This window comes from Pseudomonas sp. Pse1 (assembly GCF_024519635.1).
In the GTDB taxonomy this organism is placed as follows: Bacteria; Pseudomonadota; Gammaproteobacteria; order Pseudomonadales; family Pseudomonadaceae; genus Aquipseudomonas.
In genome coordinates this window covers 119,617-146,352 of the sequence record NZ_JALJRO010000008.1, presented here as the reverse complement: position 1 = coordinate 146,352, position 26,736 = coordinate 119,617, and the positions used below count along the sequence as shown (strand labels likewise).

The following is a 26,736-nucleotide window of genomic DNA, read 5'->3' as shown; positions in this document are numbered from 1 at the left end:
ATCTGCTGCGAGGCCCGGCCGCCTCTGCGAGCCGGGTCACGTACTGTTAGAATGCGCCGCTCATTCCACCGAACCGCAGCGCTCGCCATGACTCAGTCCACCGCCCCCTTCCCTCGCCACGTTGCCATTATCGGCGGCGGCCCTGCCGGCCTGATGGCCGCCGAGGTATTGAGCCAGAGTGGAATCCAGGTTGATCTGTATGACGGCATGCCATCCGTGGGGCGCAAATTCCTGTTGGCCGGCGTTGGCGGCATGAACATCACCCACTCCGAGGCCTACCCGGCTTTTCTTTCGCGCTACGCCGAGCGGGCGCCGTACATGGCACCGCTGCTGCGCGAATTCGGCGCGCAAGCACTGTGCGAATGGATTCACGACTTGGGAATCGAAACCTTTGTCGGCAGTTCCGGACGAGTGTTTCCCACCGACATGAAAGCGGCCCCCCTGTTGCGTGCCTGGCTCAAGCGCTTGCGTGACAGCGGTGTAGTTATCCACACCCGCCACCGCTGGCTGGGCTGGAATGCCGATGGCAGCGCGCGCATCGCCAGCCCCGACGGTGAGAAAGCAGTGAAACCCGACGCCTTGCTGCTGGCCTTGGGCGGCGGCAGTTGGTCACGTCTGGGCTCGGACGGCGCCTGGACGTTGCCTCTGGAACAAAAAGGTATCGACCTGAACCCCTTGGCACCGAGCAATTGCGGGTTTGACGTCGCCACCTGGAGCGAGCTGATGGTCAGCAAATTCGCCGGAGCGCCGCTGAAAAATATCGCCATCGGTTTGAATGACGACCTGCCACGCCTCGGCGAGTGCGTGATCACCGCGACCGGTATTGAAGGCAGCCTGATCTACGCGTTATCGGCCAGCATTCGCGACGCCATTCAACTGAACGGCTCGGCAACGGTACACATCGATCTGCTGCCCGGCCGCCCTGTGGATAAAATCCAGGCGGCGCTGAACAAGCCCCGCGGCTCACGCTCCATGGCCAAGCACCTGCAGAGCCAGTTGGGCCTGGACGGTGTCAAGGCTGCCTTGCTGCGCGAACTCACCGGCGCGGACACGTTCGCTGATCCGCTTGCCCTGGCCCAGGCCATCAAGGCCCTGCCACTGACACTGGTCAAGACCCGTCCACTGGACGAAGCCATCAGCAGCGCCGGCGGCGTGAAGTTCGAAGCGATGAACCAGAACCTGATGCTCAACGCCCTTCCAGGCGTGTTTTGCGCAGGTGAAATGCTCGACTGGGAGGCGCCGACGGGCGGCTACCTGCTGACTGCCTGCTTTGCCAGCGGACGAGCAGCAGGACTGGGAGTAAAGGACTGGCTCAGCGGTAAGTGATGAGCTGCAAGCTACAAGACTGAAGCGGTGCATACCGCTTGTGTCTTGCAGCTTGAAGCTGCCCACGTCCTACTTCTTCTTACGCGGCCCGGTATTGAACACCGGCACTTTGCGCACCGGTTTCACCGGCACATCGGCCACAGTCTCGCCACTGTCGACCCACTTGCCGAGGTTGCGTTTACCGCCGCCGGAAGCCTTGGGCTTCTTCGGTTTTTTCGGCTTCTTGATCACCTGACCACTGGCGTCGGTGTCCGGCACACGATGATCGGGCTCGAAGTCCTGCTCCTGATGCCGGGTCAGGGGCTGACGGGTCAGCATCTCAATGGCCGACAGCAGATTCACCTCATCGGCACACACCAGCGAAATCGCCTCGCCGGTAGCGCCGGCACGCCCGGTGCGGCCGATACGGTGGATGTAGTCCTCGGCCACGATCGGCAGGTCGAAGTTGACCACCAGCGGCAGGTCTTCGATATCCAGACCACGCGCCGCAACGTCAGTGGCCACCAGAATCTGGATGTCACTGGCCTTGAAGCGGTCCAGCGCCCGCTGGCGAGTGGCCTGCGGTTTATCGCCGTGAATACCGTCGGCATTCACGCCAAGACCTTGTAACTTATCCACCAGCGCATCGACGCCGTTACGGGTCTTGGCGAACACCAGCACCTGTTTCCACTTGCCTTTGCGCATCAGGTGCACGAACAGTTCCGGCTTGCGCTTTTTGTCGACCGTGTACACCCATTGCTTGACGGTGTTGGCCGCCACATTACGCGGGCTGACCTCAATGCTCAGAGGGTCATTGAGCATCTGCCCGGCCAGCAGGCGGATCTGCTCGGAAAATGTCGCGGAGAACAACAGCGTCTGGCGCTTTTTCGGCAACGCCTTATAAATGTTCGCCAGCTCTTCGGAAAAGCCCAGGTCGAGCATGCGATCCGCTTCGTCCAGCACCAGGGTCTGCAGCTGGTTGAATTTCAGCGCGTTCTGGCGGAACAGGTCCAGCAGGCGACCCGGTGTCGCCACCAGCAAATCGACACCTTTGCGCAGTTTCATCATCTGCGGGTTGATGCTGACGCCGCCGTAGACCGCGTAAGTGCTCAGCGGCAGGTGCTCGGCGTACTGACGCACGCTTTCATGCACCTGCTCGGCCAGCTCGCGGGTCGGTACAAGGATCAGTGCCCGCACCGAGTTGCTGCTGACTTTCGGCCCTTCCATGGCCAGCAATTGCAGGAGCGGCACGGCAAAACCGGCGGTCTTGCCGGTACCGGTCTGGGCCGCAGCCATCAGGTCGCGACCGGCCAGTACGGCGGGAATGGCTTGCGCCTGCACCGGAGTCGGGGTCTGGTAACCGAGCGTCTCGAGGGCGCGCAGCAAGGGTTCGATCAGGCCAAGAGTGGCGAAAGTCATTGGGGTACCGTAGGAGAATGTCAGCGCATCTGTGCAATGCGCGGCAGTTTACCTTAAATCACTGCGGTTTCTGCTTACGCCACTGCGGCAAGCCGATCAACACCACGGCACCGATGATGACCGTCATCGCCAGCGCCTCTTCGAGGCCAATGGTTTCGCCGGCAAAGACAATCCCCAGCAGCACTGCCACCGCCGGGTTCACGTAGGCATAGCTGGTGGCAGCGGCAGGCCGCACATGCTTGAGCAGGTACATATAGGCGTTGAACGCGACGATGGAGCCGAATACCACCAGGTACATCAGCGCGATCCAGCCTTCAATGGGTGGCAGGGCTTGCAGGTGCTCACCGGACAACACACTGCCAATCATCAGCACCACGCCACCTATCAGCATCTCGGCCGCACTGGCCATCGCCCCTTGCGGCAGTGGCAGGTGCCTGCTCAACACGGAGCCGAATGCCCAGGCCGCAGCGGCGAAGATCAACAGGGCAGCCCCCAGCGGGCTGGATTGCAGGTTGGAGCCGAGGTTGAGCATGGCGATGCCGATCAGCCCCATGATAATGCCCGCCCATTCCAGGCGAGTGTTACGGGTGCCCCAGAAATAGCCGAACAACAGGGTGAACAGCGGCACGGTCGCGACCGCCAGCGCAGCCACACCGGAAGCCACACCGGCGTGCTCGGCCACGGTCACCGCGCCGTTGCCACAACTGAGCAGCAACACGCCGATGATCGCCGCCGCCTTCCACTGCTGCCAAGTCGGAGCCGGCACCCCGCGCCAGCGCAGAAAGCCGTACAACAGCGCCCCGGCGAGGATAAAGCGCACCCCACCGAGCATCAGTGGCGGCCAGGATTCCACGCCGATGCGAATCACCAGGTAGGTCGACCCCCAGATCACGTACAGCGCAAAAAAGGCACCAATCAATGGTAACGGGAAACGGCGAAGACCAGGCATGGGAGGCTCTAAGGCAGGACAAGTGGAGCGTTATTCTAGAAACCCGACAGACGGAACATAAGTTACAAAACCTGTTTATGAGGCCGGTACACTTTTCAAAGCACGGAGTTAGTCGCTATAAACCGTGCTTTCGAAAGCCAGCTGTTTCTGGAGCCTGTTTATGGACAAGTACGACCGAATGCTGCTCAGCGCCTTGATGGAAAATGGCCGGGCGTCTTACGCCGAGCTGGCGAGAAAAGTGAACCTTTCGGCTCCGGCCGTCGCCGAGCGAGTCGCCAAGCTGGAGTCCAACGGGGTAATCACTGGCTACCAGGCGAATGTCGACTTGGCCAAGGTCGGTTTACCGATCCAGTGCCTGATCGAACTGCGCCTGACCCAGCATGGCAACCAGAAAGCCTACGACGAACTGCTCGAGATCCCCCAACTGACCGAGTGTTATCGGGTAACGGGGGATGCCTGCGTGATCATGCGCGGCGCGGTGGCGTCGATGATCGAACTTGAAGCCTTGATTAATCGCGTCGCCCGCTTCGGCTCCAGCAAGACGTCAATCGTGCTGTCGAGCGCCTTCGACAAACGTGTGCCGTTGGCACAACTGGAAAGCTCGGGCAGGTGAGGGACTTCAGACCCCGCGATGGCGCTGGAGATGATCGTTGATTTTCGCCGCTGGGACTTTCTGCAGGCGGCACAAGAATTCATGGGACAGCTCACGCAACCCATGTTTTTCACGCAACTCGTGCGCCAGGTGCGCCGTCAGATTGGCTGCCATTTCCGCGTCGGCCATCGCCCGGTGCGCCTGCCCGGTATGAGGCAATTGTGCGAAGGACGTGAGGGTGCCCAGCTTGTGGTTGGGCGCCGCCGGCATCAGGCGGCGGGCCAAAAGCAGCGAACAGGCGAAGTTCTGCAGACGGGTCCGCTTGATCCGCCCCAGCTCGAAGTCCCAGAACTTCTGGTCGAATGCCGCGTTGTGGGCCAACAGTGGCGTAGTGCCAACGAACTCGTTGACCTCGTTCATGACCTGCTCGGCGCTCGGCGCCGTGCGCAACATGGCATTGCTGATGCCGGTCAGTTGCTCGATGAAGGCCGGCACCCGCACCCCGGCATTCATCAGGCTCTGGTAACGGTCGACAATGCGTCCCTGTTCCAGCATGACCACAGCGATTTCGGTGGCTCGGCAGCTGCTGCTGGGGGAGATCCCGGTGGTTTCAAAGTCGATGACGGCTATGCGTTCCAAACCTGTTCCTTGCGTTCAATGTTCAATTTTTAAGCAGCAACGCGCCTTCGATCGGCACGTAGCGGCTGGCCGCGCGAATCAGCGAATTGGCGGTCAAGCCGGGCACACCGTAAGCCACCGCCTCGACCCGGTGCTTACTGATGATGCGCTCCAGCAACATGTCGAAATCGCCGTCACCGGAAGCCAGTACCACTTCATCGACGTGATCGGCAGCGTCCATGACGTCCAGGGTAATGCCGACGTCCCAGTCGCCCTTGGCCGAGCCATCGCTGCGCTGTATGTAAGGCTTGAGCTTCACGGTGAAACCGAGGTTACGCAGGATCTGCTGGAATTGTTGCTGCTTGCTGTCGCCCCGATCGATGGCGTAGGCATAGGCCTCGACAATCTGCCCACGCTGACTGATGTCAGCCCACAGGGCGGCATAGTTGAAATGACAACCGTAAGCCTGGCGCACGGTGTAATAGAGGTTCTGGACATCGGCGAACACTGCGATTTTCTTCACCGCACTTCCTCTTGGCGCACGCAGGCGGTTGCTCGGACTCAGGGTCCGAAAAGTCGCTCAGTATGCCAGTCATGAAGAAGATTCCGCGAATAAACAGTCCGGGGCGCCACAGCGCCCCGGACGAATGGCGGGTCAGACGAAGGAATCGTCGTCGCCAAACAGGGATGAGTTGTCGTCGCTGTAATCAGTGTCGGTCAATCCACCCTGATCGTTGCCGTAGCTGTCGTTGCCGGCCATGCGTTGCTCGTCGCCCCAACTGCTGTCGCTGACCTGGGCAGGCTCTTCCTTGATGACCTCGACAATCTCTTGCGGATTCTGATTGCTGTGAAACAGGCTGCTGATGCCTTGTGCCAGCATCACGCCACCGGCAACGCCCGCTGCGGTTTTCAATGCGCCACCGAGAAAGCCACTGCCGGCAGCCGGGGCCTGCGGCGTTGGTGCAGCATAATTCTGCGGCGCAGCAGCAAAGCCCGGCCGCGTGGACTGGGCGGCAGCGGCAGAGCCTCCGGGCTCACGCCAGCCATTGCCACTGAAGGCTGCCGGGGCTTGGGCTGCGGCTGGCGGCGCCTCACGGTTACCACCAAAAATGCTCGACAGGAAACCGCCGCCACTGGGTGCCGTCGCGGGTGCCTGGGTCTTGGCTCGTTGCAGTTCGTCCTGGGCTTGCTGCAGCTGTTGCGCGAGTTGCTTATTGTGTTCGTCGAGACGTTTGATGGCCGCCTCTTGCACCAGAATCGCCTGAGTCATGAAATAGCCTGCGGCGGGCTGCCGGTTCAGGTGCTCCTTGATCCGTGCCTCGGCCTGAGCGTCTCGCGGATCGGCCTGGGTTTCGGCCTGCTGCAGACGGGAAAACAGTCCATCGATCAGGGTTTGCTCTTCGCTGTTCATGACTACCTCTCGGATTGCCGGAAAATCGTCGACCTCTTCCCTTGTGGATGAGGTGCCCGGCAGTTATGGGGCCGACACAGCTTGTTTCAATGAGCTTTACCGAACGTTTACCTTTGTTCAGGAAGTGCGCGCATCGGTTACAGTGTCGCTACACCTTGCAACCTGCGAAAGCGACCGATGAATCCGTTAGATGTACTCCGCGACTCCCTGTATTTCTTCAAGCGCAACCTGAGCGGCATCGTGCCACTGTGCCTGCCGTTGGTGGTGATCGAGGCCATGCTGCAACAACTGGTCGACCACACTCAGGGGCCCGAGGCATTTCCGGGTTACAGCGTGATTGTCGGGTTGCTGGTGTATCCGTTGTATACCGCGGCACTGATCCTCTTTCTCGATGCCCGCAGCCGAGGCGAGTCACCACGCACCCGTGATCTGCTAGCGGCCTCGGCCAGCCTGTGGCCACGCTTCGCCCTGCTGACCGCGGTCAACACCCTGATGATTCTGGTGGGCCTGTCGCTCTACTTCCTGCCGGGCATCTGGCTGATGGTGATGCTGGCCTTTGCCGAGTACCTGCTGGTGCTGCGAAACATGCAGCCTCTAGCCGCCATCCGCGAAAGCATGCGCATGGCCCGGGGCAATTTCCTGCGCATTCTGGTGTGCATTCTCTGCGTGATGGCACCGCTCTGGTTGCTCAAGGGTGCGAGCGTGTCGGTGTATCCGGAGCCGAATCCGATCCTGTCGGTGATCATCGAGAGTGGTCACAGCTTCCTGCAGTTGTTCACCAGCGTGGTGCTGTTCCGCTTGTTCATGCTGATCAGCGATGCCGCTGACAACAACCCTGGCAATGCCTGACAGCGCCACCCTTGGGCTGCGACCTCGCTCTCGGTTATGCTCGGCTCAATCTTTTGTAACGCCATAAGCCGAGCCCATGACCCGACTACTGCGCTACACCCTGCTGGGCCTGCTGATCGTCGCAGGCCTGTTGCTGACCCTGACCTACAGCCTGACCTGGCGCCCCGACGCCAAAGAAACCCTGGCGGTTCGCTGCACCGCCGACGCCCCGCCGCTGGTGTCAGGCCAGGCGCTGAAAGTCATGACCTGGAACGTGCAATATCTCGCCGGCAAACGCTATGTTTTCTGGAACGACTTGGCCCAGGGCAACGACGAAGCGCCGACACCGGAGGACATGGCCTTCAGTCTCGATGAAGTGGCACGGGTGATTCGTGACGAGCAACCGGATGTGGTGCTCCTGCAAGAACTGGATGACGGGGCCAAGGCCAGCGACTATCAGGACCAACTGAAATTACTTCGCGAGCGCGTCGCCGACATCTACCCCTGCAGCACCTCGGCCTTCGACTGGAAGGCTGACTTTGTCCCGGACCCTCATATTGTCGGCAGCGTCGGACGGCAACTGGCGACCCTCAGCCGCTACAAGATCGAAAGCGCAGAACGCCTGCAATTGCCGGAGCAACCGGGCAACCTCATCAGTCGCCAGTTCCAGCCGAAAAACGCCTTGCTGGTGAGTTATCTGGGGCAAAGCGACGGTGGGCAAGTCGCCGTGCTCAACACCCACCTGGATCGGGCTGTGCAGCCGGACGACACCCTGCAGCACCAGGTCGTGGCCGTGGCCAAGGTGCTGGATCAATACGAAGCGCGCGGCACGCCCTGGCTGATCGGCGGAGATTTCAACCTGCTGCCGCTGGGACAGTTCCAGCGTCTGCCTGCCGAACAACGCACGCCCTACTCCGCTGACAGCGCGCTGCACCTGCTGTGGGACAAATACCCGATGATTCCCACGAATAACGAAGCCAGCGGCATCAATCGCGAACGCTGGCTGACCCATTACCCCAACGACCCCGGCCTCAACGGCCCGGATCGCACCGTCGACTACCTGTTCTACAGCTCGCGAATCAAGCGTGTGGAAGCCGAAGTGCGGCAGGACGACACGCTGCGCATCTCCGATCACTTGCCGGTGATCGCGCGGTTTCTGTTGCCGGCAACCCCCTAGACGCCAATTCGATCAGGACTTGCGCGGCTTGGCTCGCGCCGTGGCTTCGGCCACCAGCGGGTCATCCGGCCAATAGTGCTTGGGGTAACGCCCCTTCAAGTCCTTCTTGACCTCGACGTAGGTACTGCGCCAGAAGTTCGCCAGGTCCTGGGTGACCTGCACGGGGCGCCGCGCGGGTGACAACAGATGCAGCTTGACCACCTGCCGGCCGCCGGCGATGCGCGGGGTTTCGGCCAAGCCGAACAATTCCTGCAGGCGCACCGCGAGAATCGGCGGCTGCTCGCTGTAATCCAGGCGAATCGACGACCCCGAAGGCACGCTCAAGGTCTGCGGCGCCTGCTCGTCGAGACGTTGCGGCATAGGCCACGGCAGCAAGTTATGAACGATGCTCGACAGGTCCAGGCTGGCAAAATGACTGAGCCGCGAAACCCGTCCCAGGTACGGCATCAACCAGTGCTCCAGGCCATTGAGCAAGGCTGTATCACTGACGTCTGGCCAGTCGCTGACACCCAGCTGGTCCAGGTCCAACTGGCGCAACAAGGCGACCCGTGACTGCCACTGGCGCAGCGCCGGCGTCCATGGCAACAACTCCAGGCCCTTGCGTCGCACCAGATTGACCAACGCCTGACTGCGTGCGCTTTCATCCAGCCCGGTCAAGGGCTCGCGGCTCAGCACCAACTCACCCACCTTGCGTTGACGTTCGGCACGCAGCACGCCTTCGCGCTCGTCCCAATCCAACTGATCGACGCAACGCACCTGCTCGGCCAGCACCGAGTCAAACAGTGCCGGATCGAAATCCGCCGCCAGGTAAATCCGCTCTTCGCGCTGGCCTTGACGACTGCCCAGGTCAGCGACCACCAGCCACGGCTGTTTCATCAAGCTGTCGGCTTCGGCGAACAACGCGGCGCGACCATTGGCCAACCGATACTCGGCGCCGCCAGCGCGCCGTTGCTGGGCCACCCGATCGGGATAGGCCAGCGCCAGCAAGGCACCGAGCCAGCGCGGATGGTCAGGATCGGCGACCGCTTGTTCAGCGGTTCCCCGCAGGTAGCCGCGGTATTGCCGTGCCAGTTGCCGCGCCCGCTGCACGCCGCCTTGTGCACCCCGAGCGGCACGCGCTTCGCCAGACAACAGCACCAACCGGCTGTGCAAATCCGCACCACCGCCGCGCAAAATATCCCGCTCGCCGAGCAGCGCTGCAACGTCGCACGCCATGTTCGCCAAACCCAGCGCCTGGCCGCGCAGCAACAAATGAGCGATGCGTGGATGCGCTGGCAACTCGGCCATGGCCTGGCCGTGACGGGTGAGTTTCCAGTCCTCGGGTGAGGCACCTTCGAGGGCTCCCAGGCGTTCGAGCAGATCCTGGGCTTGCGCATAGGCCGCGCTCGGCGGCACATCGAGCCAGACCAACTGCCCCGGCGTCACGCCCCACCGCCCCAGTTGCAAGGCCAGGCCGGCGAGATCCGCCGAAAGAATCTCCGCACTGGCATAGGCTGCCAGTTGCTCGTGCTGGTCCTGCGACCACAAGCGATAACACACCCCCGGCTCCAGGCGTCCGGCCCGACCGGCACGCTGGGTGGCACTGGCGCGGGAGATGCGCTGGGTGTCGAGGCGAGTCATGCCGCTACCCGGATCGAAGCGCGGGACTCGCGCCAGGCCGGCGTCGATCACTACTCGCACACCGTCGATGGTCAAACTGGTCTCGGCGATGTTGGTGGCCAGCACTACTTTGCGTTGTCCCGCCGGCGCCGGATCTATCGCTGCGCGTTGTGCCGCCAGATCCAGTTCACCGTGCAGCGGGCACAACAGCACATTGCTTCGCTCGCCCAGGGCATCGACCAATTGCTGATGCACCCGACGGATTTCCGCCTGACCAGGGAGGAACACCAGCAGGCTGCCCGTTTCATCGTGCAAGGCTTCAAGCACTGTCTGCACCAGTCGTGGCTCGATGAATTCGCCGGGTTGGAACGGACGACCCCAGCGCATCGTCACCGGATACATGCGCCCTTCGCTGCGCAGGATCGGTGCGTCGTTGAGCAAGCCGGCCAAGCGCTCGCCTTCCAGGGTCGCCGACATCAACAGGATTTTCAGCGGCTGCTCATCGCGAAACAGTTCGCGGCCATTGAGACTCAGGGCCAGTGCCAGATCGGCGTCGAGGCTTCGCTCGTGGTATTCGTCGAAAATCAGCAGGCCCACGCCTTCCAGCGCCGGATCTTCCTGCAGGCGTCGGGTGAGAATGCCTTCGGTGACGACTTCAATGCGGGTATTGGGGCCGACCTTGCTGTCCAGGCGAATCCGGTAACCGACGGTCTGCCCGACCTTTTCCCCCAGCTCGCTGGCCAGGCGCTCGGCGGCGGCGCGCGCTGCCAGGCGGCGCGGTTCGAGCATGAGAATGGTCTGTCCGGCCAGCCAGGGCTCGTGCAACATCGCCAAGGGCACGCGGGTGGTCTTGCCGGCGCCGGGGGGTGCTTCGAGCACCGCCTCATGGCGTTGCGCCAAGGCTTCACGCAGTGCGGGTAAAACTTCATCAATCGGCAATGAGATCATGCTGGCTCCAAAACAGAGCGGCGAGTATAACGGCGAACTGCCTGACGTTAATCACGGTCCTATGGTTGACCGACGACGTTTCGTTCCAAGTATTCCCGGGAGATTTCTTATGCGTGTTCCGTTTCGCCTGATTGGCGGTGTACTGGTCGCGAGCCTGCTGACCCAACTGACTGCATGCGGATCGATCTTCTATCCTGATCGGCGCGGCCAGATCGAAGGCAAGATCGACCCGGCGATTGCCGTGCTGGATGCCGTGGGCCTGCTGTTCTATGTAATCCCCGGATTGATCGCCTTCGCTGTCGACTTCGCCACTGGCGCGATTTACTTCGAGCCGGGCAAGACCGCACAGATCGCCCCGGAAAAACTGCAGCAAGCCATTGGCGCCGACGGCCAGGTCGACAACGCCAAGCTGCAGACCATTCTGGAACACGAACTGGGCCGCAGCTTCCCCCTGGACGACCCACGCCTGATCCAGCACAAGGGCAGCGCCCAGCAACTGGCTTCCCTGGGTCTGCAACCCGCAGCCTGATCCCCGGCACCGAAGGAACGATGCACCCATGACCAACAGCCAGGAACACGCTCGCCTGTTACGCCTGGCCACCCGCGCTTCGGTGGCGGTGGCTTGTACGCTGGTGATCGCCAAGGCCATTGCCTGGTGGTTGAGCGGTTCGGTGAGCATGCTCGCCGGCCTGACCGACTCGGCGCTCGACGGCGTGACCTCGCTGCTCAATCTGCTGGCGGTGCATTACGCGCTGCGCCCGGCGGACGACGATCATCGCTACGGCCATGGCAAGGCCGAATCCCTGGCCGGCATGGCCCAGGCGCTGTTCATCGGTGGCAGCGCCGTGCTGATTGCGTTGCAGGCGTTTGAGCGGATCAAGCATCCGGAACCGGTCGGTGCGCCCTGGCTGAGCATCGGCGTGATCGTGTTCTCCCTGGCTCTGACCGTGGCCCTGCTGATTCTGCAGCACCGGGTGATTCGCGCCACCGGCTCCAACGCGGTCCGCGCCGACTCCCTGCACTACCGCTCCGACCTGCTGCTCAACGGCAGCATCCTGATTGCGCTGGTACTGGCCGGGTTCGGCTGGCATCAACTGGACGCCTGGTTCGGCCTGGGGATTGCTGCCTACATTCTGTGGAGTGCGATCCAGATCGCTCGAGAAAGCTTCACCGTCTTGATGGATGAAGAACTGCCGCCGGATGTCAGCCAACACATGCTGGAGCTGGCCTGCGGCGTGCCTGGAGTCCTCGGTGCGCATGACTTGCGCACACGGATTTCCGGCAATCAGTGGTTCGTACAGTTGCACTTGGAATTGCCGGGCGAACTGACCCTGTCAGTCGCCCACGCCATCAGCGACCAGGCCGCCGACGCCATTCACCGCGCCTACCCACGCGCCGAAGTGCTGGTGCACGCCGATCCACAGGAAGTGGTCAAGGCCGCGCGCGATCAGTAATTGACCTGATAACCTCGCGAGGCCAGGCAATTGCCCTGAGCCTGGCGATAGGCCTGCACCACCTCGGGCGCCGGCTGATACGTCATCGCCCGTGGGTCGAAGCCCGACTGTTCCACCGCCCAGCGATAGCACTCGTAACCGTCCTGGTCGATCTGTTGCTGCGACTGACCGTTGGTTGGGTAAGCCAGTACGTCGTAGCCATTGCTGGCCGCTGGCGGTTGCTGATCGGAGACGCCCATCGGTTGCGGTACCACCACGTACTCCCGAGTCGTGGATTCGTAGCTGTAATAGGCGCCAGCGGCGAGAAAAAACAGCGAACCGCCGACCCACATTTCACGCGCGTAGTCCGGCAAGTAGCTGACCCGAATTCCGTACGGTGGACGCACTACGACATAGTGCGGCCCTCGTGGGCGATACCAGTAACCGCCCGAGTAGAAATAGTCATCGCCGCGATACGGCACACGATAGTTGCGCTCGGGAAAACGATCGATCACATAGCCGGGTCGGTATTGCGGCCCGGGCCCCCAGCCATTGCCATGCCCGTCGGGCCGTCCGAGCCAGTGAGTGTCATAGGCTGGACGCGGGCCTTGGGTGTTCGACTGCCAGTGCGGGGCGTCGTTGTAGCGGCGCGGCACATCTTGGTAATAACCGCGCTGTGGCTCCTGGGTTTGGCGGACGGCGTCCGGCCGCGGCTGGATCGGCAGGTCAGTGGCCGGCGCTTGCGGAATGGGCAGCGAGTTGTATCGCGCATTAGGGTCCCAGGCAGGTTTTTCCTGGCGCTGGCCTCCCTGATGCCCCTGGCCATTGTGCTCGAACTGGCGGCTGTTATCGCCCCGGATAACCTCGTTGTTCTGCGGCCGAGGCTGGTTCTGCTGCTGAGGGTTCTGCGGATGCGGCTGATTGCCGTCCGGATGACCCTTGCCACCCTGCGGGTGCTGACCACCACCATTGCCGTCCTGGCTGTTCTGCTGAAGGCGCTGCTCCTGGCCCTGGTTTTCCGCCAACGTCGACACGCTGACACTCACACACATCACACCAACACCCGCCAACTGCCAGAGGCGCGACTTCATGCTATTCCTCACAACGCTCAAGACCTGTACATAAGACTGGAAAAGCCCAGGCCGGTTCGGGGAAAGGTTATCAGTCACGCGACTTATTTCGCAGGCAATAAAAAGGGGAGACCCGTCGGCCTCCCCTTGAAAACTTCGTCCGTGCTCGACGCTTTTGACGCCGGCTCACCTCACGCCGTCTTGTGGACAGTGTGTAGCCCGGGGGCCAACTCGACTCCTATTGGAGCGGTGGCCGCGGCTGGCCTGATTCGGCGGGCCGCTGTGGACTGTATGTCCGGGCAGTGATTCTGGTGATAATAATAGGCCTGGGGTGGCGACAGAGGATTGCGAAGATTGCTCAAATAAACATGACTTGCGCAATTTTTAACCCCTGATGGATAATCTGCCGCAATTGATATGACAAAGGCCTGTTTCATGAGCAAACTCGACCGATACGACCTGAGCATTTTGGCGGAATTGCAGCGCGACGCGCGCATCTCCAATCAGGAGCTGGCCGAGCGCATCGGCCTGTCACCCTCGCCTTGTTCGCGGCGGGTTAAACAACTTGAAGACGACGGTTTCATCTCGCGCCAGGTCGCCCTGCTGGACCGCAAGATGCTTGGCCTGAGCCTGACCGCCTACGTGCTGATCGGCATGGACCGCCACACCCCGGAGCGTTTCGAAAACTTCGAAGCGGCGATCCGTACCTTGCCCCAGGTCCTGGAATGCAGCCTGGTCACCGGGATGGATGCGGACTACCAGCTCAAGGTTGTCGTACCGGACATGGACCACTACCAGAAACTGTTGCTCGGCCACCTGACCCGCATCGATGGCGTGACCAGCGTGCGCTCAAGCTTCGTGCTGAATCAGGTACTCAACAGCACCGAGCTGCCGCTGACTCACCTGCGTAGCTGACGCCTGCACCGCCCTGACCTGCGGCACACCGCCGCAGGTCAATGCCTGCCCCCTGCCCCGTCGCGTATACTCCCCCGGCCTTTTTGCCACGCCCGCGCTGGAGATGTTCGATGGATCCTGCACTGTTCGAAGAGTGGATGATGACCGGCCTGGTCAGCATCCTGATCATTTTCATGGGTTTCATTGTCTGGGACCTGGCGAAGAAGTCCAAAGCCGGACGCTTCGGCTCGTTCATCCTGTTCTTCGTCCTGGGCCTGGGTGTGGCCGCCTTCATCATCAAGAGCGTGGTGATCGGCCTGATCGAATCCGGCGCTTTATAAGCGCGCCGGCACTTCCTTCCACTGGCCCTGATCGAGGCCGTCAATCGTCCAGTCACCGATGCGCACGCGCACCAGGCGCAAGGTCGGCAACCCGACCGCCGCCGTCATGCGCCGCACCTGCCGATTGCGCCCTTCACGAATCACCAGCTCCAGCCAATGGGTTGGCACACTTTTGCGAAAGCGCACCGGCGGATTGCGCGGCCACAGTTCAGGCTCATCCAACTGCCGCGCCTCGGCCGGCAGCGTCATGCCGTCATTCAGCTCGACACCATCACGCAGACGCTGCAACTGCTCAGCCGTCGGCTCGCCCTCCACCTGTACCCAATAGGTTTTGGCCAGCTTGTGTTTGGGGTCGGCGATCCGCGCCTGCAACTGCCCGTCGTTAGTCAGCAACAGCAAGCCTTCGCTATCGCGATCCAGCCGTCCGGCGGGATAGACCCCGGGCACGTCGATGAAATCCTTGAGCGTCGAGCGGCCGTCGCCGTCACTGAACTGGGTCAGCACATCGAAGGGTTTGTTGAACAGGATCAGCTTCGGATCGACCGGCGGCGCCTTGGCGACACGACGCGCGGCGGCAGAAGGTTGTGCGGGTTTCGCACCAAGACGGCGGGAAACAGGACGAGGGGGACGGGACATGGCACACACGGCATTTAACGGTCAGGGCTGACAATGCTAGTGCCCCGACCGCCAAATGACCACGATAACCGTTAGCGGAACGGCGGCTCGTCGAAGCTGCGCAGTTTGCGCGAGTGCAACGAGTTGAGCTCGGTGCGCAGCAGATCCACAGCCGCGATACCGATCTTCAAGTGCTGGCTGACCGCGCGTTCATAGAAGGCGTTGGCCGAACCCGGCAGCTTGATTTCGCTGTGCAGGGGTTTGTCGGAGACGCACAGCAACGTGCCGTACGGCACCCGCAAACGGTAACCCTGGGCGGCGATGGTGCCGCTTTCCATGTCTACCGCCACGGCTCGCGACAGGTTGATCAGCGGCCGTTCCTGAGCCCAACGCAGCTCCCAATTACGGTCGTCGTAGGTCAGCACGGTGCCGGTGCGCAGGCGCTTCTTCAGGTCTTCGCCCTTCTCGCCGGTGACGTTGGCCGCCGCTTGTTGCAGCGCCAGTTGCACCTCGGCCAGGGCCGGGATCGGAATGTTCGGTGGCACCACCCGGTCAAGAATCCCGTCGCGGCGCATGTAGGCGTGGGCCAGTACGTAGTCGCCGATGGTTTGCGACTGACGCAGGCCGCCGCAGTGACCGATCATCAACCAGCAATGCGGACGCAGTACTGCCAGGTGGTCGGTGATGTTTTTTGCGTTGGACGGACCGACGCCGATGTTGACCAAGGTCACACCGTGACCGTCGGATGCCAGCAGGTGATAGGCCGGCATCTGGTAGCGGTGCCAGACCACGCCGGCGGCAATCGCCGAGGCCTCGCCGTGATCCATGCTCTTTTCGATGATCACGTTGCCCGGCAAGACCATGCGCACAAAGCGCGGGTCATTACGCAGTTGTTCCAGGCCATGGACGATGAACTGGTCGACATAACGGTGATAGTTGGTCAACAGGATCCACGGCTGCACATGACGCCAGTCGCTGCCGGTGTAGTGCACCAAGCGGCGCAGGGAAAAGTCCACACGCGCCGCATCGAACAACGCCAGTGGCAGCGGATCAGTGTTTTCCCAGTCATACAGGCCATCGGCAATGCCGTCGGTGGCCGCCGACAGGTCGGTACTCGGGAACACCCGCGCGAGCACCGCCGCCGTCACGCCGGAGCCGGCCAGTTCATCGCCCTGCTCGACCACATACGGGTAGGGAATGTTCTGCTCGCTGACACCCACTTCCACGGTTACGGTGAAGTCGTGCATTAGCGGAACCAGTTGCTCCAGCAGGTACTTACGGAAAGCCGCCGGATGAGTGACGGTGACGCTGTAGGTGCCGGGCAGTTGCACCTTGGCATAAGCACGGGTGGTCTGTGGGACTTCACCCTGGCACAGGTAAGTCAGGCGCAGTTCAGGGTAGCGGAACATCGCACGCTGTTCGGCATCAGGTTCGATACGGTCTTTCAGATAACGCTTGAGCGCCTGGCTCAGCGCGGTGGTGGCCCGCTCATGTAGAGCGGCAAGCCGGTCCACAGCTTGTTCAGCGGTTTGAACGACAACAAAGGCTTCGGTCACGATCAGCTTCCTGTGTTCTGACTTGCAGGCCTTTATCTTGCCTGCAACAGGACGTCACGGAAACAGTGGCAACCGAGCAATGCTGCAATATCTTCGGTCACAGCAATCAAAACCCCTGCACAGCCGAGCGCGCAACAATGGCTTCGACATCCAGTCCACGGGGCAACGCCCCATAGACTCGGCCGGCGCTGCCCAACCGACTGGCAATAAACCCATCGCTGACACTGGCATTACCCGCCTCAAGCAACAATTTGGCCTGCAGGCCCAAGGCAATGTCTTCGGTCAGTTGCCGGGCGCGGTACTGGATATCGCTGGTGTCCTTGAACGCGGCGTGCAGTTGGTTGAGGTGGGCCGCCAGGCGCTTGTCGCCATGCCCGTCCCCCAACTCGCTGAACAAGGCATCGAGCACACCCGGTTCTTTCGACAGGGCGCGCAATACATCCAGGCACTGCACGTTGCCCGAACCTTCCCAGGTCGAATTCACCGGGGCCTCGCGATAGAGGCGCGGCAGAATGCTGTCCTCGACATAACCGGCACCGCCCATGCACTCGGCGGCCTCATTGATCATTGCCGGCGCACGTTTGCAGATCCAGTACTTGCCCACCGCCGTCACCAGTCGCGCGAACTTGCCTTCCTGGCCGTCATCCAGATGGTCCAGCGCCCGCCCCATGCGCAGGCTCAGCGCCAGCGCGGCTTCGCTTTCAAGGGCCAGGTCGGCCAGTACGTTTTGCATCAAGGGCTGCTCGCTAAGCAGCTTGCCGCCGACCCGGCGATGGGCGCAGTGATGGCTGGCCTGGGTCAAGGCCTGGCGCATCAGCGCACTGGAGCCGACCATGCAATCGAAGCGGGTCATGGCCACCATTTCGATAATGGTCGGCACGCCACGCCCTTCCTCGCCGACCATCCACGCCAGGGCGCCACGGAATTCGACTTCACTCGAGGCATTGGAGCAATTGCCCAGCTTGTTCTTCAGACGCTGGATGTAGAACTGGTTGCGGCTGTCATCCGGACGGTGGCGTGGCAGCAGGAAACAAGTCAGCCCCTTGTCGGTTTGCGCCAGCGTCAGGAAGGCGTCGCACATCGGCGCCGAACAGAACCATTTGTGACCCACCAGCTCATAGGCCTGGCCCGGCCCTGCGGCGCCGATCGGGTAGGCCTTGGTGGTGTTCGCGCGCACGTCAGTGCCGCCCTGTTTCTCGGTCATCGCCATGCCAATGGTGACGCCCGCCTTGTGCGCCATGCCGACGTTACGCGGATCGTACTCAGTCGCCAGGACTTTCGGCAGCCACTGCCGGGCGATGTCCGATTGCAGGCGCAAGGCGGGCACGCTGGCGAAGGTCATAGTCAGCGGACAGCCGCTGCCAGCTTCGGCCTGGCTGTGCAGGTAGGTCATGGAGGCGCGAGCGACATGGGCGCCGGCTTGCGGATCGGTCCAGGGCAAGGAGCTCAGGCCATGTTCGATGGCGGTGCGCATCAGTTCATGGTAGGCCGGATGAAACTCCACCAGATCGACACGATGACCGTAGCGATCATGACTGGAAAACACCGGCTTGTTCTGATTAGCCAGGAACCCCGCCGCCATCAACGGCCCACCGGCCAAAGCGCCATAGGCATCGATTCGCGCCTCGGCCCAACCGGCCCCGTAGCGTCGCGACCACTCTTGCAGCGGCAGGTCGATGCGATAGAGGTTGGCGCCGTCCAGAGACGGTGGCTGGTTAGTGACTTCGTGGGTTTCGGCGAACTGATGCAGGTTCATGGCGGGCCTCCTTGGGTCAGCTGAGATCCCCAGTTAAGCACCACCCCGCCAGCCGACAAAGTGGCATATCAGCCTAAATGCCGGCGCTTTCACCTTGTTTTACGCACAGTACATGACGACAAAGTGCCGCCTGCAGCTCCTCGAACTTAACCGGCTTCGACAGGAAATCGGTCCACTCCACGTCGATATCAACGCCGCTCAACGCAGGGATCGCAGCCAGCACCGGCAAGCCGGCGTAACCCGGCAGCGCGCGCATTTGTCCGGCGAGGAAGGGTAATGGGCTGTCGAGCAGCACGGCGTCGAACGACTCCCGGCGCAGACACTCCAGCGCGGCAGGCCCGGTGTCGACACTGCGAACCCGGTATCCAAGCTTGAGCAGCATCCCGCGCACGACCAACTGATTGATACTGTTGTCATCCACCAACATCACCAGGCAATCCTGGGGTGCGCGCAGGCTCACCGAATCGGCAGATTGCCGCGCACTGACCGCAACGGGCGGCGCGCTCATTACATCGAATTCAACATCCAGCTGAAAGCGACTGCCCCGCCCCGGTTCGGAGCGATGGGTGAGGCGCCCGCCAATCAATTCGACCAGTTGTCGACAGATCGCCAATCCCACACCCAGCCCACCATATTCACGAGTCATCGAGCCATCGAGCTGGAAGAAACGCTGGTACATGGTGGCCTCGCCCAGATCGGTGAAGCCGATGCCGGTATCAATCACGGCGAAGGACAGCACCTGCCGCCCCTCTTCACCCGGCTTGCCACTGACGCGCAGCGCCAAGCCGCCAACATGGGTGAACTTGATCGAGTTATCCAACAGGCATTCCAGGCACTGCACCAGCTTGGCACTGTCGCCAAACAGCCGATCCGGCAGGCCCTGCGCCACTTCCACCTTGAAATCCAGGGTCTTGGCTGCGGCATTGGCGGCGAACTGCTGCTGCAAGGTGTCGACCACCGAGCGCAGGCTGAACGGCTCGGGATAGACCTTGAGCCGACCCGCCTGCAGTTCGGTCAGGGTCAGGATACCGTTGACCATGCGCATCATGTCCCGCGCGGAGCCGGCTGCGGTCTGCTGATATTGCTCCAGCTCCGGGTCCAGCTCGACGGTCTGCATCAGTTCCAACGAACCGATCACCCCATTCATCGGCGTGCGCAACTCATGGGTCAGGGTCGCGAGGAATTCATCCTTGAGCTGGTTACTGTGGGCCAGTTGCTGGTTCAACACCTCCAGCTTCTGGCCAGCATCGAGCAGGGTCTGCGCCTGTTGCTCACGCATGGTGTTAATCCGGTCAGCGAGGGCCAGCGACAACAGCGCAACCTCAATGGCCGAGCCGATCTGGCTGGCGTACATGGTCAGGAACACGTTCGGCAGGTAGCCCAGCACCATCAACGTATTGACGATGCCGCCGAGCAAAAACGCCGACCAGGCAATGATGAAATAGCGTGCCACCCGCAGGCCACGCCACCAGGCGAAAATCCCCGCCGCGAAAATCACCACGGTGAAAATCAGCGCCAACGCGGTAGCCAGACGCAGGGCCAGCGCATAGCTGGTCATCAAGGACAGGCCAACGACGACCGCACTGAAGGTCACGAGGGTCAGTAACAGGCGATCGAGCCAAGGACTGTGATTGGAGGTTTGCAGGAAACTACGGGCGAACTGGCTGCCAAAAAGCGCCGCGCAGCCGATGAAAAACGGCGTCGCGGCATTGGCCCACCAAGGGTTGTTTGGCCAGAAATACTCCACTGCGGCGCCATTGACCGACAACTGGTAAAGACCAAAGGAGGCGATATAGAAGATGTAATAGAGGTAACTGGTGTCCCGCACGCTCAAGTAGATAAACAGGTTGTAGACCAGCATTCCGAGCAGTACACCGTAGATCAGGCCAAGCACGTAGAGGCGCACGGGCTGGTCTTCCAGGTAAGCGGTGCTCGACCACAGCGACAACGGCGCCTGGATCGAGCCCTGGCTTTGCAGGCGCAAATAAACGGCTTTCTGCTCGTTCGGAGCGAAAGGCAGGTCGAACAAGTAATTGTTCTGGCGAATTTCCCGACTGGCGAAGGGCAAGGCATCGCCGGTGCGCCGCTGCAATTGGTAATGACCGGCGGCGTCAGGCAGGTACAGGTCGATACGATCCAGCGGTGGGTAGGCCAGTTCCAGCAGCCAGGTGCGCCGGACTTCGGGATTGGTCGGGCGATAGTGCAGGTCGACCTTCAACCAGAACGCCGAACGCGAATACCCGGCGTTCAAGGTGGCTTTCTTGTGAGGTTTGAATTGTCCGGCCGCTGCGTAGCCCAGTACGTCATCGATACTCGCTGTGCCGGCGACGTCTTCGTACACCTGCATGATGCGACCCAATGGCAGGGTTTGGGTCAGTTCATCAAAATCCGCTGCGGTCGCCAGAAGGGGCAAGCTCAGCAGCAACATCAGCAAATAGCGCATAAAGCCCCAGCATGGCCTGTCCGGTGCGTCAGGAAGCCCCCCATTTCCTTTTGAGCAGACGTCGACCCGGTAAACCTGTTATTGGTTTGGATCCACTCTAGCATAGCCGTTGGTGGCGTTTGAACACCATTGAAATTTTTAGTTTGAAGGCTCTAGGACGGGCCTTTCAGACCTATACAACGCCACAAAGCTGTAGAAGCAGTCAGATTATGACAACCATCCAACACCCTCGAAGACAGTCGAAGATCGGTCTTGTATACAAAACCACTGCCAACGCTGGACGACGCACCGATAAAACAGGTTTGGTGGTAAGCTCGCGCACCATGAATATCTACAGCTCTCGCCCCGTTGTCCTCTGTCTCTCCGGCCACGACCCAAGTGGTGGCGCCGGCTTGCAGGCAGATATCGAAGCCCTGCTCGCTCAGGGTTGTCATGCGGCCCCGGCCGTCACCGCCCTGACTGTGCAAGACACCGTCAATGTCAGTGACTTCCGCGTCCTCGATCGTGAGTGGGTCCTGGCGCAAGCCAACGCCGTGCTCAACGATTCGCAGGTCGCGGCGGTCAAGCTGGGCATGCTCGGTTCTCTGGAAATGGTCGACACCGTGGTCGAGCTGCTCCAGGCGCACCCGCACCTGCCGATGGTCTGCGACCCGGTGCTGCGCGCCGGTGGTGGCGGACGCCTGGGCAAGGACGAGGTCGGCTACGCCATGCGCGAGCGCCTTCTGCCATTGGCGATCATCGCCACCCCTAACCTTCCTGAAGCGCGCATCCTCGCCGAACTGCCCGAAGGCACGGCTGACCAATGCGCAGAAAAACTGCTGCCGTTCGTCAAACACCTGCTGATCACGGGTGGTCACGGTGACGAACACGAAGTCCATAATCGCCTTTACAGCCGCGACGGTCATCGCGAAACCTTTACCTGCCAGCGCCTGCCGGGCAGCTACCACGGTTCCGGATGCACCCTGGCCAGCGCCCTCGCCGGTCGCCTGGCCCAGGGTGAACATTTGGCCAGCGCCGTGCGGTCGGCACTCGACTACACCTGGCGAACCCTGCGGGACGCCGAGCAGTTGGGTCGGGGCCAGTTCGTGCCACGCCGTCTGCCGCTGGATTTTTGCTCGTAACACCATGAGGCTTGCCCGATGAAACTACGTGGCCTGTACGCCATTACCGACAGTCAGTTACTGGCCGGCAAGTTCCTGCCTTATGTGGAGGCGGCGCTGGAAGGCGGCGTCACCCTGCTGCAGTACCGTGACAAAAGCGATGACGCATCCAAGCGCCTGCGCGAGGCCGAGGCACTGCACGACCTGTGCGTACGCTACAAGACCCAACTGATCATCAACGATGACGCCGAACTGGCGGCGCGCCTCGGCGTCGGCGTCCATTTGGGTCAAACCGACGGCCCATTGACCCCGGCCCGCTCGCTGCTGGGACGCCAGGCCATCATCGGTTCGACCTGCCACGCGCAGCTCGAATTGGCCGAACAGGCGGCAAAAGAAGGCGCCAGCTACGTCGCCTTTGGCCGTTTCTTCAACTCTACGACCAAGCCCGGCGCGCCAACCTGCAGCCTCGAGTTGCTTAAGCAGGCCCGCAGCGTCCTGCACCTGCCGATCTGCGCGATCGGCGGCATCACCCTGGACAACGCCCCCCCGCTGGTGGCCCATGGGGTCGACCTGCTGGCGGTGGTCCACGGCCTGTTCGGTGCCGAGAACACCGGTGAAGTCACCCGTCGCGCCCGCGCCTTCAATAAATTGTTCACTTCCTGATTTCCGAGAGCCCAATCATGTCGCGTTCCGAAACCCTGTTTGCCAACGCCCAGAAGCACATTCCCGGCGGCGTCAACTCGCCCGTTCGTGCGTTCAAGAGCGTGGGCGGCACACCGCTGTTCTTCAAGCATGCCGAAGGCGCCTACGTTACTGACGAAGACGACAAGCGCTACGTCGATTACGTCGGCTCCTGGGGCCCGATGATTCTCGGCCACAGCCACCCGGATGTGCTGGATGCCGTGCGCAAACAACTGGAACACGGCCTGTCCTACGGTGCGCCGACCGCGATGGAAACCGAGATGGCCGATCTGGTCTGCTCAATCGTACCGTCCATGGAAATGGTGCGCATGGTCAGCTCCGGCACCGAGGCCACCATGAGCGCCATTCGCCTGGCCCGTGGCTTCACCGGTCGCGACAGCATCATCAAGTTCGAAGGCTGCTACCACGGTCACTCCGACAGCCTGCTGGTCAAGGCCGGCTCGGGCCTGTTGACCCAGGGCGTACCGAGCTCTGCTGGTGTACCTGCAGATTTCGCCAAACACACCCTGACCCTGCCGTTCAACGACATCGCCGCCGTGGAAAAAATGCTCGGTGAAGTGGGCGCTGACGTTGCCTGCATCATCGTTGAGCCGGTCGCCGGCAACATGAACTGCGTGCCGCCAGCCCCGGGCTTCCTCGAAGGCTTGCGCAGCCTGTGCGACAAGCACGGCGTGGTGCTGATTTTCGACGAAGTGATGACCGGTTTCCGCGTCGCCCTCGGTGGCGCCCAGGCGCACTACGGCGTAACGCCGGACCTGAGCACCTTCGGCAAGATCATCGGCGGCGGCATGCCGGTGGGCTGCTTCGGTGGCAAGCGCGAAATCATGTCGCACATCGCGCCGCTGGGCCCGGTCTACCAGGCGGGCACGCTGTCGGGCAACCCGCTGGCCATGGCCGCCGGCCTGACCACCCTGCGCCTGATCAGCCGCCCAGGCTTCCACGCCGAACTCAGCGACTACACCAGCCGCCTGCTCGACGGCCTGCAACAACGTGCCGATGCCGCCGGCATCCCGTTCGTCACCACCCAGGCGGGCGGCATGTTCGGCCTGTATTTCAGCGGCGCCGACGACATCGTGACCTTCGATGACGTAATGGCCAGCGATGCCAATCTGTTCAAGCGCTTCTTTCACCTGATGCTTGAAGGGGGTGTGTACCTGGCACCGAGCGCCTTCGAAGCAGGCTTCACCTCGATCGCCCACGGCGAAGCCGAGTTGCAACTGACCCTGGACGCTGCCGAGCGCGCCTTCGCCGCATTGAAGTAAGCAAGACCGCTGACGTCGACCATTGTCGGCGTCAGCCTTCGCTTACATTGCGCACTTTTAGCCGCACCGACTACCCAAGAGCCCACAAAAGCGCTAGATATAGTTCCCGCGCAGCAGAAAAACGAGTAAAGACTTTGTAAGGAAGGTCCTGCTTATTTCATAATGCGCGCTTATTGGATCCCTCGCTGGGTCCGCGCGCCCTTCAGAGGTAAGTCGATTCCCATGAACCGCACCGGCCGCACCCTTGCACTGGGCTGCCTGTTGCTCCTTCAGCCGCTGCTGGCGCACGCGCAAGCAGGCGGTAACTCGTTGTTGGTGCCGGCAATGGGCCGTTGCAGCCTCGATACCCAGCCTGAGGACTTGCAGGAGGCGCTCACCGCCTGCCAGAAAGCCTCGGACGAAGGGGATGCAGAAGCACAATACGAGTTGGGCGAATTCTACTACGACGGTAAAAACACCCCGCGCGACCTCAATCAAGCCCTGAGCTATTTCGAAAAAGCCTCTCTGCAAGGCCATGCCCAGGCGCAATTCAAACTCGGCACCATGTTTTTCCACGGCGAAGGCGTTCAGGCCAATAACGTCCAGGCCTACATCGTGCTGAAAATGGCTGCGGTCAACGGCGCAGAGGATGCACTGGACACCGCCGACGAAGTCGCCGAGCACATGCAGCGCGATGAGCTGGAAGTGGCCACTCAGGTTCTGGGGCAAATTTTCCGCAAATACCTGATGGAACTGCAAAGTGCGGATGGGCGAACGCCGTTCTCACCACTGCCCTGAGTTCGCCCCTATCACGGTATTGAACCTTACTTCTCGGGCATCGGCATCGGGAACGGCATCACATTGCCAACCCCACCACGGGCCTCGCTGATTTTCGGCGTACCCAGCCGCTCGACCTCATCAATGCGCACAATCGAATGCATGGGCACAAAACTGCGCACCACGCCCTCGAACTGCGCCTTGAGCTTTTCTTCGCTCGGATCGACCACTACCTGCGTCCGCTCGCCAAAGACGAACTCTTCTACTTCCAGGAAACCCCACAGATCACTCTGATAGATCTGCTTGGCGTACATCTCGAACACCTGGCCCTGGTTGAGGAAAATCACCTTGTAGATTGGAGCTTCGCGTTTGGTCATGGCGGGCGAGTAACACGTCGAGGGATAAAAAGAGGGCGCAAACTATAGCATAGCCGCTGGACGCACGACGGTAGGAACCTGGGGACTTGTTCCCTATAATGCGCGGTTCTTTGAATCACGTGATGATCCCGTCCATGGCCAAGAAGCTTTACATCGAAACCCACGGTTGCCAGATGAACGAGTACGACAGCTCGCGCATGGTTGATCTGCTGGGTGAACACCAGGCCCTGGAAGTCACGGCACGCGCCGAAGATGCCGACGTGATTTTGCTCAACACCTGCTCGATCCGCGAGCGTGCCCAGGACCGGGTGTACTCCCAGCTGGGTCGCTGGCGCGAACTGAAACTGGCCAACCCGGACATGGTGATCGCTGTCGGCGGCTGCGTGGCCAGCCAGGAAGGTGCGGCCATTCGCGATCGCGCGCCTTATGTCGACGTAGTGTTCGGCCCGCAAACCCTGCATCGCCTGCCGGAAATGATCGACGCCGCGCGCATCAGCAAGTTGCCGCAGGTCGACGTCTCGTTCCCGGAAATCGAGAAATTCGACCACCTGCCCGAACCGCGCATCGACGGCCCCAGCGCCTATGTGTCGGTGATGGAAGGTTGCAGCAAGTACTGCACTTTCTGCGTGGTGCCCTACACCCGAGGCGAAGAAGTCAGCCGGCCCTTCGATGATGTGATCGCCGAGATCATTCACCTGGCGGAAAACGGCGTGCGCGAAGTGACCCTGCTCGGGCAAAACGTCAACGGCTATCGCGGCACTACCCACGACGGGCGCCTGGCGGACCTCGCCGAGCTGATCCGGGTGGTGGCCGCAGTCGAGGGCATCGAGCGCATCCGCTATACCACTTCGCACCCGCTGGAGTTTTCCGACAGCCTGATCCAGGCCCACGCCGAAGTGCCGGAGCTGGTCAAACACCTGCACTTGCCGGTGCAGTCGGGTTCGGACCGGATTCTCTCGGCGATGAAGCGCAATCACACCGCGCTCGAATACAAATCCAAACTGCGCAAGCTGCGGGCCGCCGTGCCAGGAATCTGCATCAGTTCGGACTTTATCGTCGGTTTCCCCGGCGAGACCGAAAAAGACTTCCAGCAGACGATGAAACTGATCGAGGACGTCGGCTTCGACTTCTCCTACTCGTTCGTCTATAGCCAGCGTCCGGGCACCCCGGCCGCCGACCTCGCCGACGACACACCGGAAGAGTTGAAAAAGGAGCGCCTCAACGCGCTGCAACATCGCCTCAATCAGCAAGGCTTCGAAATCAGCCGACAAATGGTCGGTTCGATCCAGCGGATTCTGGTCACCGATTACTCAAAAAAAGACCCGGGCGAGCTGCAAGGCCGAACCGAGAATAATCGAATCGTCAACTTCCGCTGCGATACTCCGACCCTGATCGGCCAGTTTGCCGACGTGCACATCGACGCGGCGCAACCGCACTCGCTGCGCGGTTCGCTGGTCTTGTAACAGCGGATACCCCCTGTAGGAGCGAGCCTGCTCGCGATGGTCGTCAACGATGACGCGTGCATCCTGAATGAACGCGGAGCATTGAAGGTCATCGCGAGCAGGCTCGCTCCAGAAAGGCTGAT

Annotated in this window: 25 protein-coding genes; 13 read left to right on the top strand and 12 right to left on the bottom strand. The window is 61.6% G+C overall.

Translation table 11 applies throughout. The annotated features are described in order from the left end of the window. Positions 1–87: 87 nt before the first annotated feature. Positions 88–1,326 carry a TIGR03862 family flavoprotein gene (locus NR126_RS14320; protein WP_256830487.1) on the top strand — a complete coding sequence of 413 codons (1,239 nt, stop codon included), beginning with the start codon at positions 88–90 and terminating at the stop codon, positions 1,324–1,326. Between the two features lie 69 nt (positions 1,327–1,395). Here the strand turns inward: NR126_RS14320 and NR126_RS14315 are convergent, their stop codons facing one another. Next, positions 1,396–2,724, bottom strand: a complete 1,329-nt coding sequence (locus tag NR126_RS14315) for a DEAD/DEAH box helicase (protein WP_027617797.1) — start codon at positions 2,722–2,724, stop codon at positions 1,396–1,398. A gap of 58 nt (positions 2,725–2,782) precedes the next feature. Next, positions 2,783–3,673 carry a drug/metabolite exporter YedA gene (gene yedA / locus NR126_RS14310; RefSeq protein ID WP_027617796.1) on the bottom strand — a complete coding sequence of 297 codons (891 nt, stop codon included), beginning with the start codon at positions 3,671–3,673 and terminating at the stop codon, positions 2,783–2,785. A gap of 160 nt (positions 3,674–3,833) precedes the next feature. Here yedA and NR126_RS14305 point away from each other — a divergent pair, with 160 nt between their 5' ends. Beyond that, positions 3,834–4,286 carry an Lrp/AsnC family transcriptional regulator gene (locus NR126_RS14305; protein WP_027617795.1) on the top strand — a complete coding sequence of 151 codons (453 nt, stop codon included), beginning with the start codon at positions 3,834–3,836 and terminating at the stop codon, positions 4,284–4,286. A 6-nt stretch (positions 4,287–4,292) separates the two neighbouring features. Here the strand turns inward: NR126_RS14305 and NR126_RS14300 are convergent, their stop codons facing one another. From NR126_RS14300 to NR126_RS14290, 3 genes are all read right to left on the bottom strand, one after another. After that, entirely contained in the window at positions 4,293–4,904 is a 612-nt protein-coding gene (locus NR126_RS14300; RefSeq protein WP_027617794.1) for a PolC-type DNA polymerase III, read from the bottom strand. A gap of 22 nt (positions 4,905–4,926) precedes the next feature. After that, a complete protein-coding gene (locus NR126_RS14295) occupies positions 4,927–5,406 on the bottom strand; it encodes an NYN domain-containing protein (RefSeq protein WP_027617793.1) in 480 nt (159 codons plus the stop codon). Between the two features lie 132 nt (positions 5,407–5,538). Then, entirely contained in the window at positions 5,539–6,294 is a 756-nt protein-coding gene (locus NR126_RS14290; RefSeq protein ID WP_105754444.1) for a DUF2076 domain-containing protein, read from the bottom strand. 177 nt (positions 6,295–6,471) lie between these two features. Between NR126_RS14290 and NR126_RS14285 the strand changes: the two genes are divergently transcribed. Both NR126_RS14285 and NR126_RS14280 read left to right on the top strand, forming a co-directional pair. Then, positions 6,472–7,143 carry a YciC family protein gene (locus tag NR126_RS14285; RefSeq protein WP_027617791.1) on the top strand — a complete coding sequence of 224 codons (672 nt, stop codon included), beginning with the start codon at positions 6,472–6,474 and terminating at the stop codon, positions 7,141–7,143. Between the two features lie 76 nt (positions 7,144–7,219). After that, on the top strand, positions 7,220–8,299 hold the full coding sequence (locus NR126_RS14280; RefSeq protein ID WP_105754442.1) for an endonuclease/exonuclease/phosphatase family protein: 1,080 nt from the start codon (positions 7,220–7,222) through the stop codon (positions 8,297–8,299). A 12-nt stretch (positions 8,300–8,311) separates the two neighbouring features. On the opposite strand, the gene hrpB is transcribed toward NR126_RS14280, so the two are convergent. Beyond that, positions 8,312–10,846 carry an ATP-dependent helicase HrpB gene (gene hrpB, locus NR126_RS14275; RefSeq protein ID WP_105754441.1) on the bottom strand — a complete coding sequence of 845 codons (2,535 nt, stop codon included), beginning with the start codon at positions 10,844–10,846 and terminating at the stop codon, positions 8,312–8,314. Positions 10,847–10,955: 109 nt separating this feature from the next. On the opposite strand from hrpB, the gene NR126_RS14270 reads away from it, so the two are divergent. Continuing rightward, positions 10,956–11,375, top strand: coding sequence for a hypothetical protein (locus tag NR126_RS14270; RefSeq protein WP_027617788.1), 420 nt, complete (start codon positions 10,956–10,958; stop codon positions 11,373–11,375). 28 nt (positions 11,376–11,403) lie between these two features. Continuing rightward, the gene (locus tag NR126_RS14265) at positions 11,404–12,300 is read left to right on the top strand and encodes a cation diffusion facilitator family transporter (protein ID WP_027617787.1); all 897 of its coding nucleotides are present in this window, start codon (positions 11,404–11,406) and stop codon (positions 12,298–12,300) included. Here NR126_RS14265 and NR126_RS14260 read toward each other — a convergent pair. Next, a complete protein-coding gene (locus NR126_RS14260; protein WP_256830484.1) occupies positions 12,294–13,370 on the bottom strand; it encodes a DUF6515 family protein in 1,077 nt (358 codons plus the stop codon). The two genes, NR126_RS14265 and NR126_RS14260, sit on opposite strands and share 7 nt — an antisense overlap. Before the next feature lie 414 nt (positions 13,371–13,784). Between NR126_RS14260 and NR126_RS14255 the strand changes: the two genes are divergently transcribed. Then, positions 13,785–14,264, top strand: a complete 480-nt coding sequence (locus NR126_RS14255; protein WP_027617785.1) for an Lrp/AsnC family transcriptional regulator — start codon at positions 13,785–13,787, stop codon at positions 14,262–14,264. A gap of 110 nt (positions 14,265–14,374) precedes the next feature. Then, a complete protein-coding gene (locus tag NR126_RS14250) occupies positions 14,375–14,584 on the top strand; it encodes a DUF2788 domain-containing protein (protein WP_016773053.1) in 210 nt (69 codons plus the stop codon). Here the strand turns inward: NR126_RS14250 and NR126_RS14245 are convergent. From NR126_RS14245 to NR126_RS14230, 4 genes are all read right to left on the bottom strand, one after another. After that, on the bottom strand, positions 14,579–15,220 hold the full coding sequence (locus tag NR126_RS14245) for a pseudouridine synthase (protein ID WP_256830483.1): 642 nt from the start codon (positions 15,218–15,220) through the stop codon (positions 14,579–14,581). The genes NR126_RS14250 and NR126_RS14245 overlap by 6 nt on opposite strands. Positions 15,221–15,291: 71 nt before the next feature. Then, complete coding sequence (gene amn, locus NR126_RS14240; RefSeq protein ID WP_027617783.1) at positions 15,292–16,755, bottom strand: AMP nucleosidase; 1,464 nt, start codon at positions 16,753–16,755, stop codon at positions 15,292–15,294. A 106-nt stretch (positions 16,756–16,861) separates the two neighbouring features. Beyond that, positions 16,862–18,511 carry an acyl-CoA dehydrogenase family protein gene (locus tag NR126_RS14235; RefSeq protein ID WP_105754437.1) on the bottom strand — a complete coding sequence of 550 codons (1,650 nt, stop codon included), beginning with the start codon at positions 18,509–18,511 and terminating at the stop codon, positions 16,862–16,864. Between the two features lie 73 nt (positions 18,512–18,584). Beyond that, positions 18,585–20,954 (bottom strand): hybrid sensor histidine kinase/response regulator, encoded by a 2,370-nt coding sequence (locus NR126_RS14230; protein WP_256830479.1) that lies wholly within the window; start codon positions 20,952–20,954, stop codon positions 18,585–18,587. Between the two features lie 323 nt (positions 20,955–21,277). Between NR126_RS14230 and NR126_RS14225 the strand changes: the two genes are divergently transcribed. From NR126_RS14225 to NR126_RS14210, 4 genes are all read left to right on the top strand, one after another. Beyond that, positions 21,278–22,075: a hydroxymethylpyrimidine/phosphomethylpyrimidine kinase gene (locus tag NR126_RS14225; protein WP_256830478.1), complete on the top strand. Its 798-nt coding sequence runs from the start codon at positions 21,278–21,280 to the stop codon at positions 22,073–22,075. Between the two features lie 18 nt (positions 22,076–22,093). Next, complete coding sequence (gene thiE / locus NR126_RS14220) at positions 22,094–22,717, top strand: thiamine phosphate synthase (protein ID WP_027617779.1); 624 nt, start codon at positions 22,094–22,096, stop codon at positions 22,715–22,717. Positions 22,718–22,734: 17 nt separating this feature from the next. Next, a complete protein-coding gene (gene hemL, locus NR126_RS14215) occupies positions 22,735–24,018 on the top strand; it encodes a glutamate-1-semialdehyde 2,1-aminomutase (RefSeq protein WP_027617778.1) in 1,284 nt (427 codons plus the stop codon). 222 nt (positions 24,019–24,240) lie between these two features. After that, a complete protein-coding gene (locus NR126_RS14210) occupies positions 24,241–24,795 on the top strand; it encodes a tetratricopeptide repeat protein (RefSeq protein ID WP_105754434.1) in 555 nt (184 codons plus the stop codon). A gap of 26 nt (positions 24,796–24,821) precedes the next feature. Here the strand turns inward: NR126_RS14210 and NR126_RS14205 are convergent, their stop codons facing one another. Further along, entirely contained in the window at positions 24,822–25,151 is a 330-nt protein-coding gene (locus tag NR126_RS14205; RefSeq protein ID WP_027617776.1) for a DUF1820 family protein, read from the bottom strand. Between the two features lie 134 nt (positions 25,152–25,285). Between NR126_RS14205 and miaB the strand changes: the two genes are divergently transcribed. Then, entirely contained in the window at positions 25,286–26,614 is a 1,329-nt protein-coding gene (gene miaB / locus NR126_RS14200; protein WP_177327224.1) for a tRNA (N6-isopentenyl adenosine(37)-C2)-methylthiotransferase MiaB, read from the top strand. Positions 26,615–26,736: the final 122 nt, after the last annotated feature.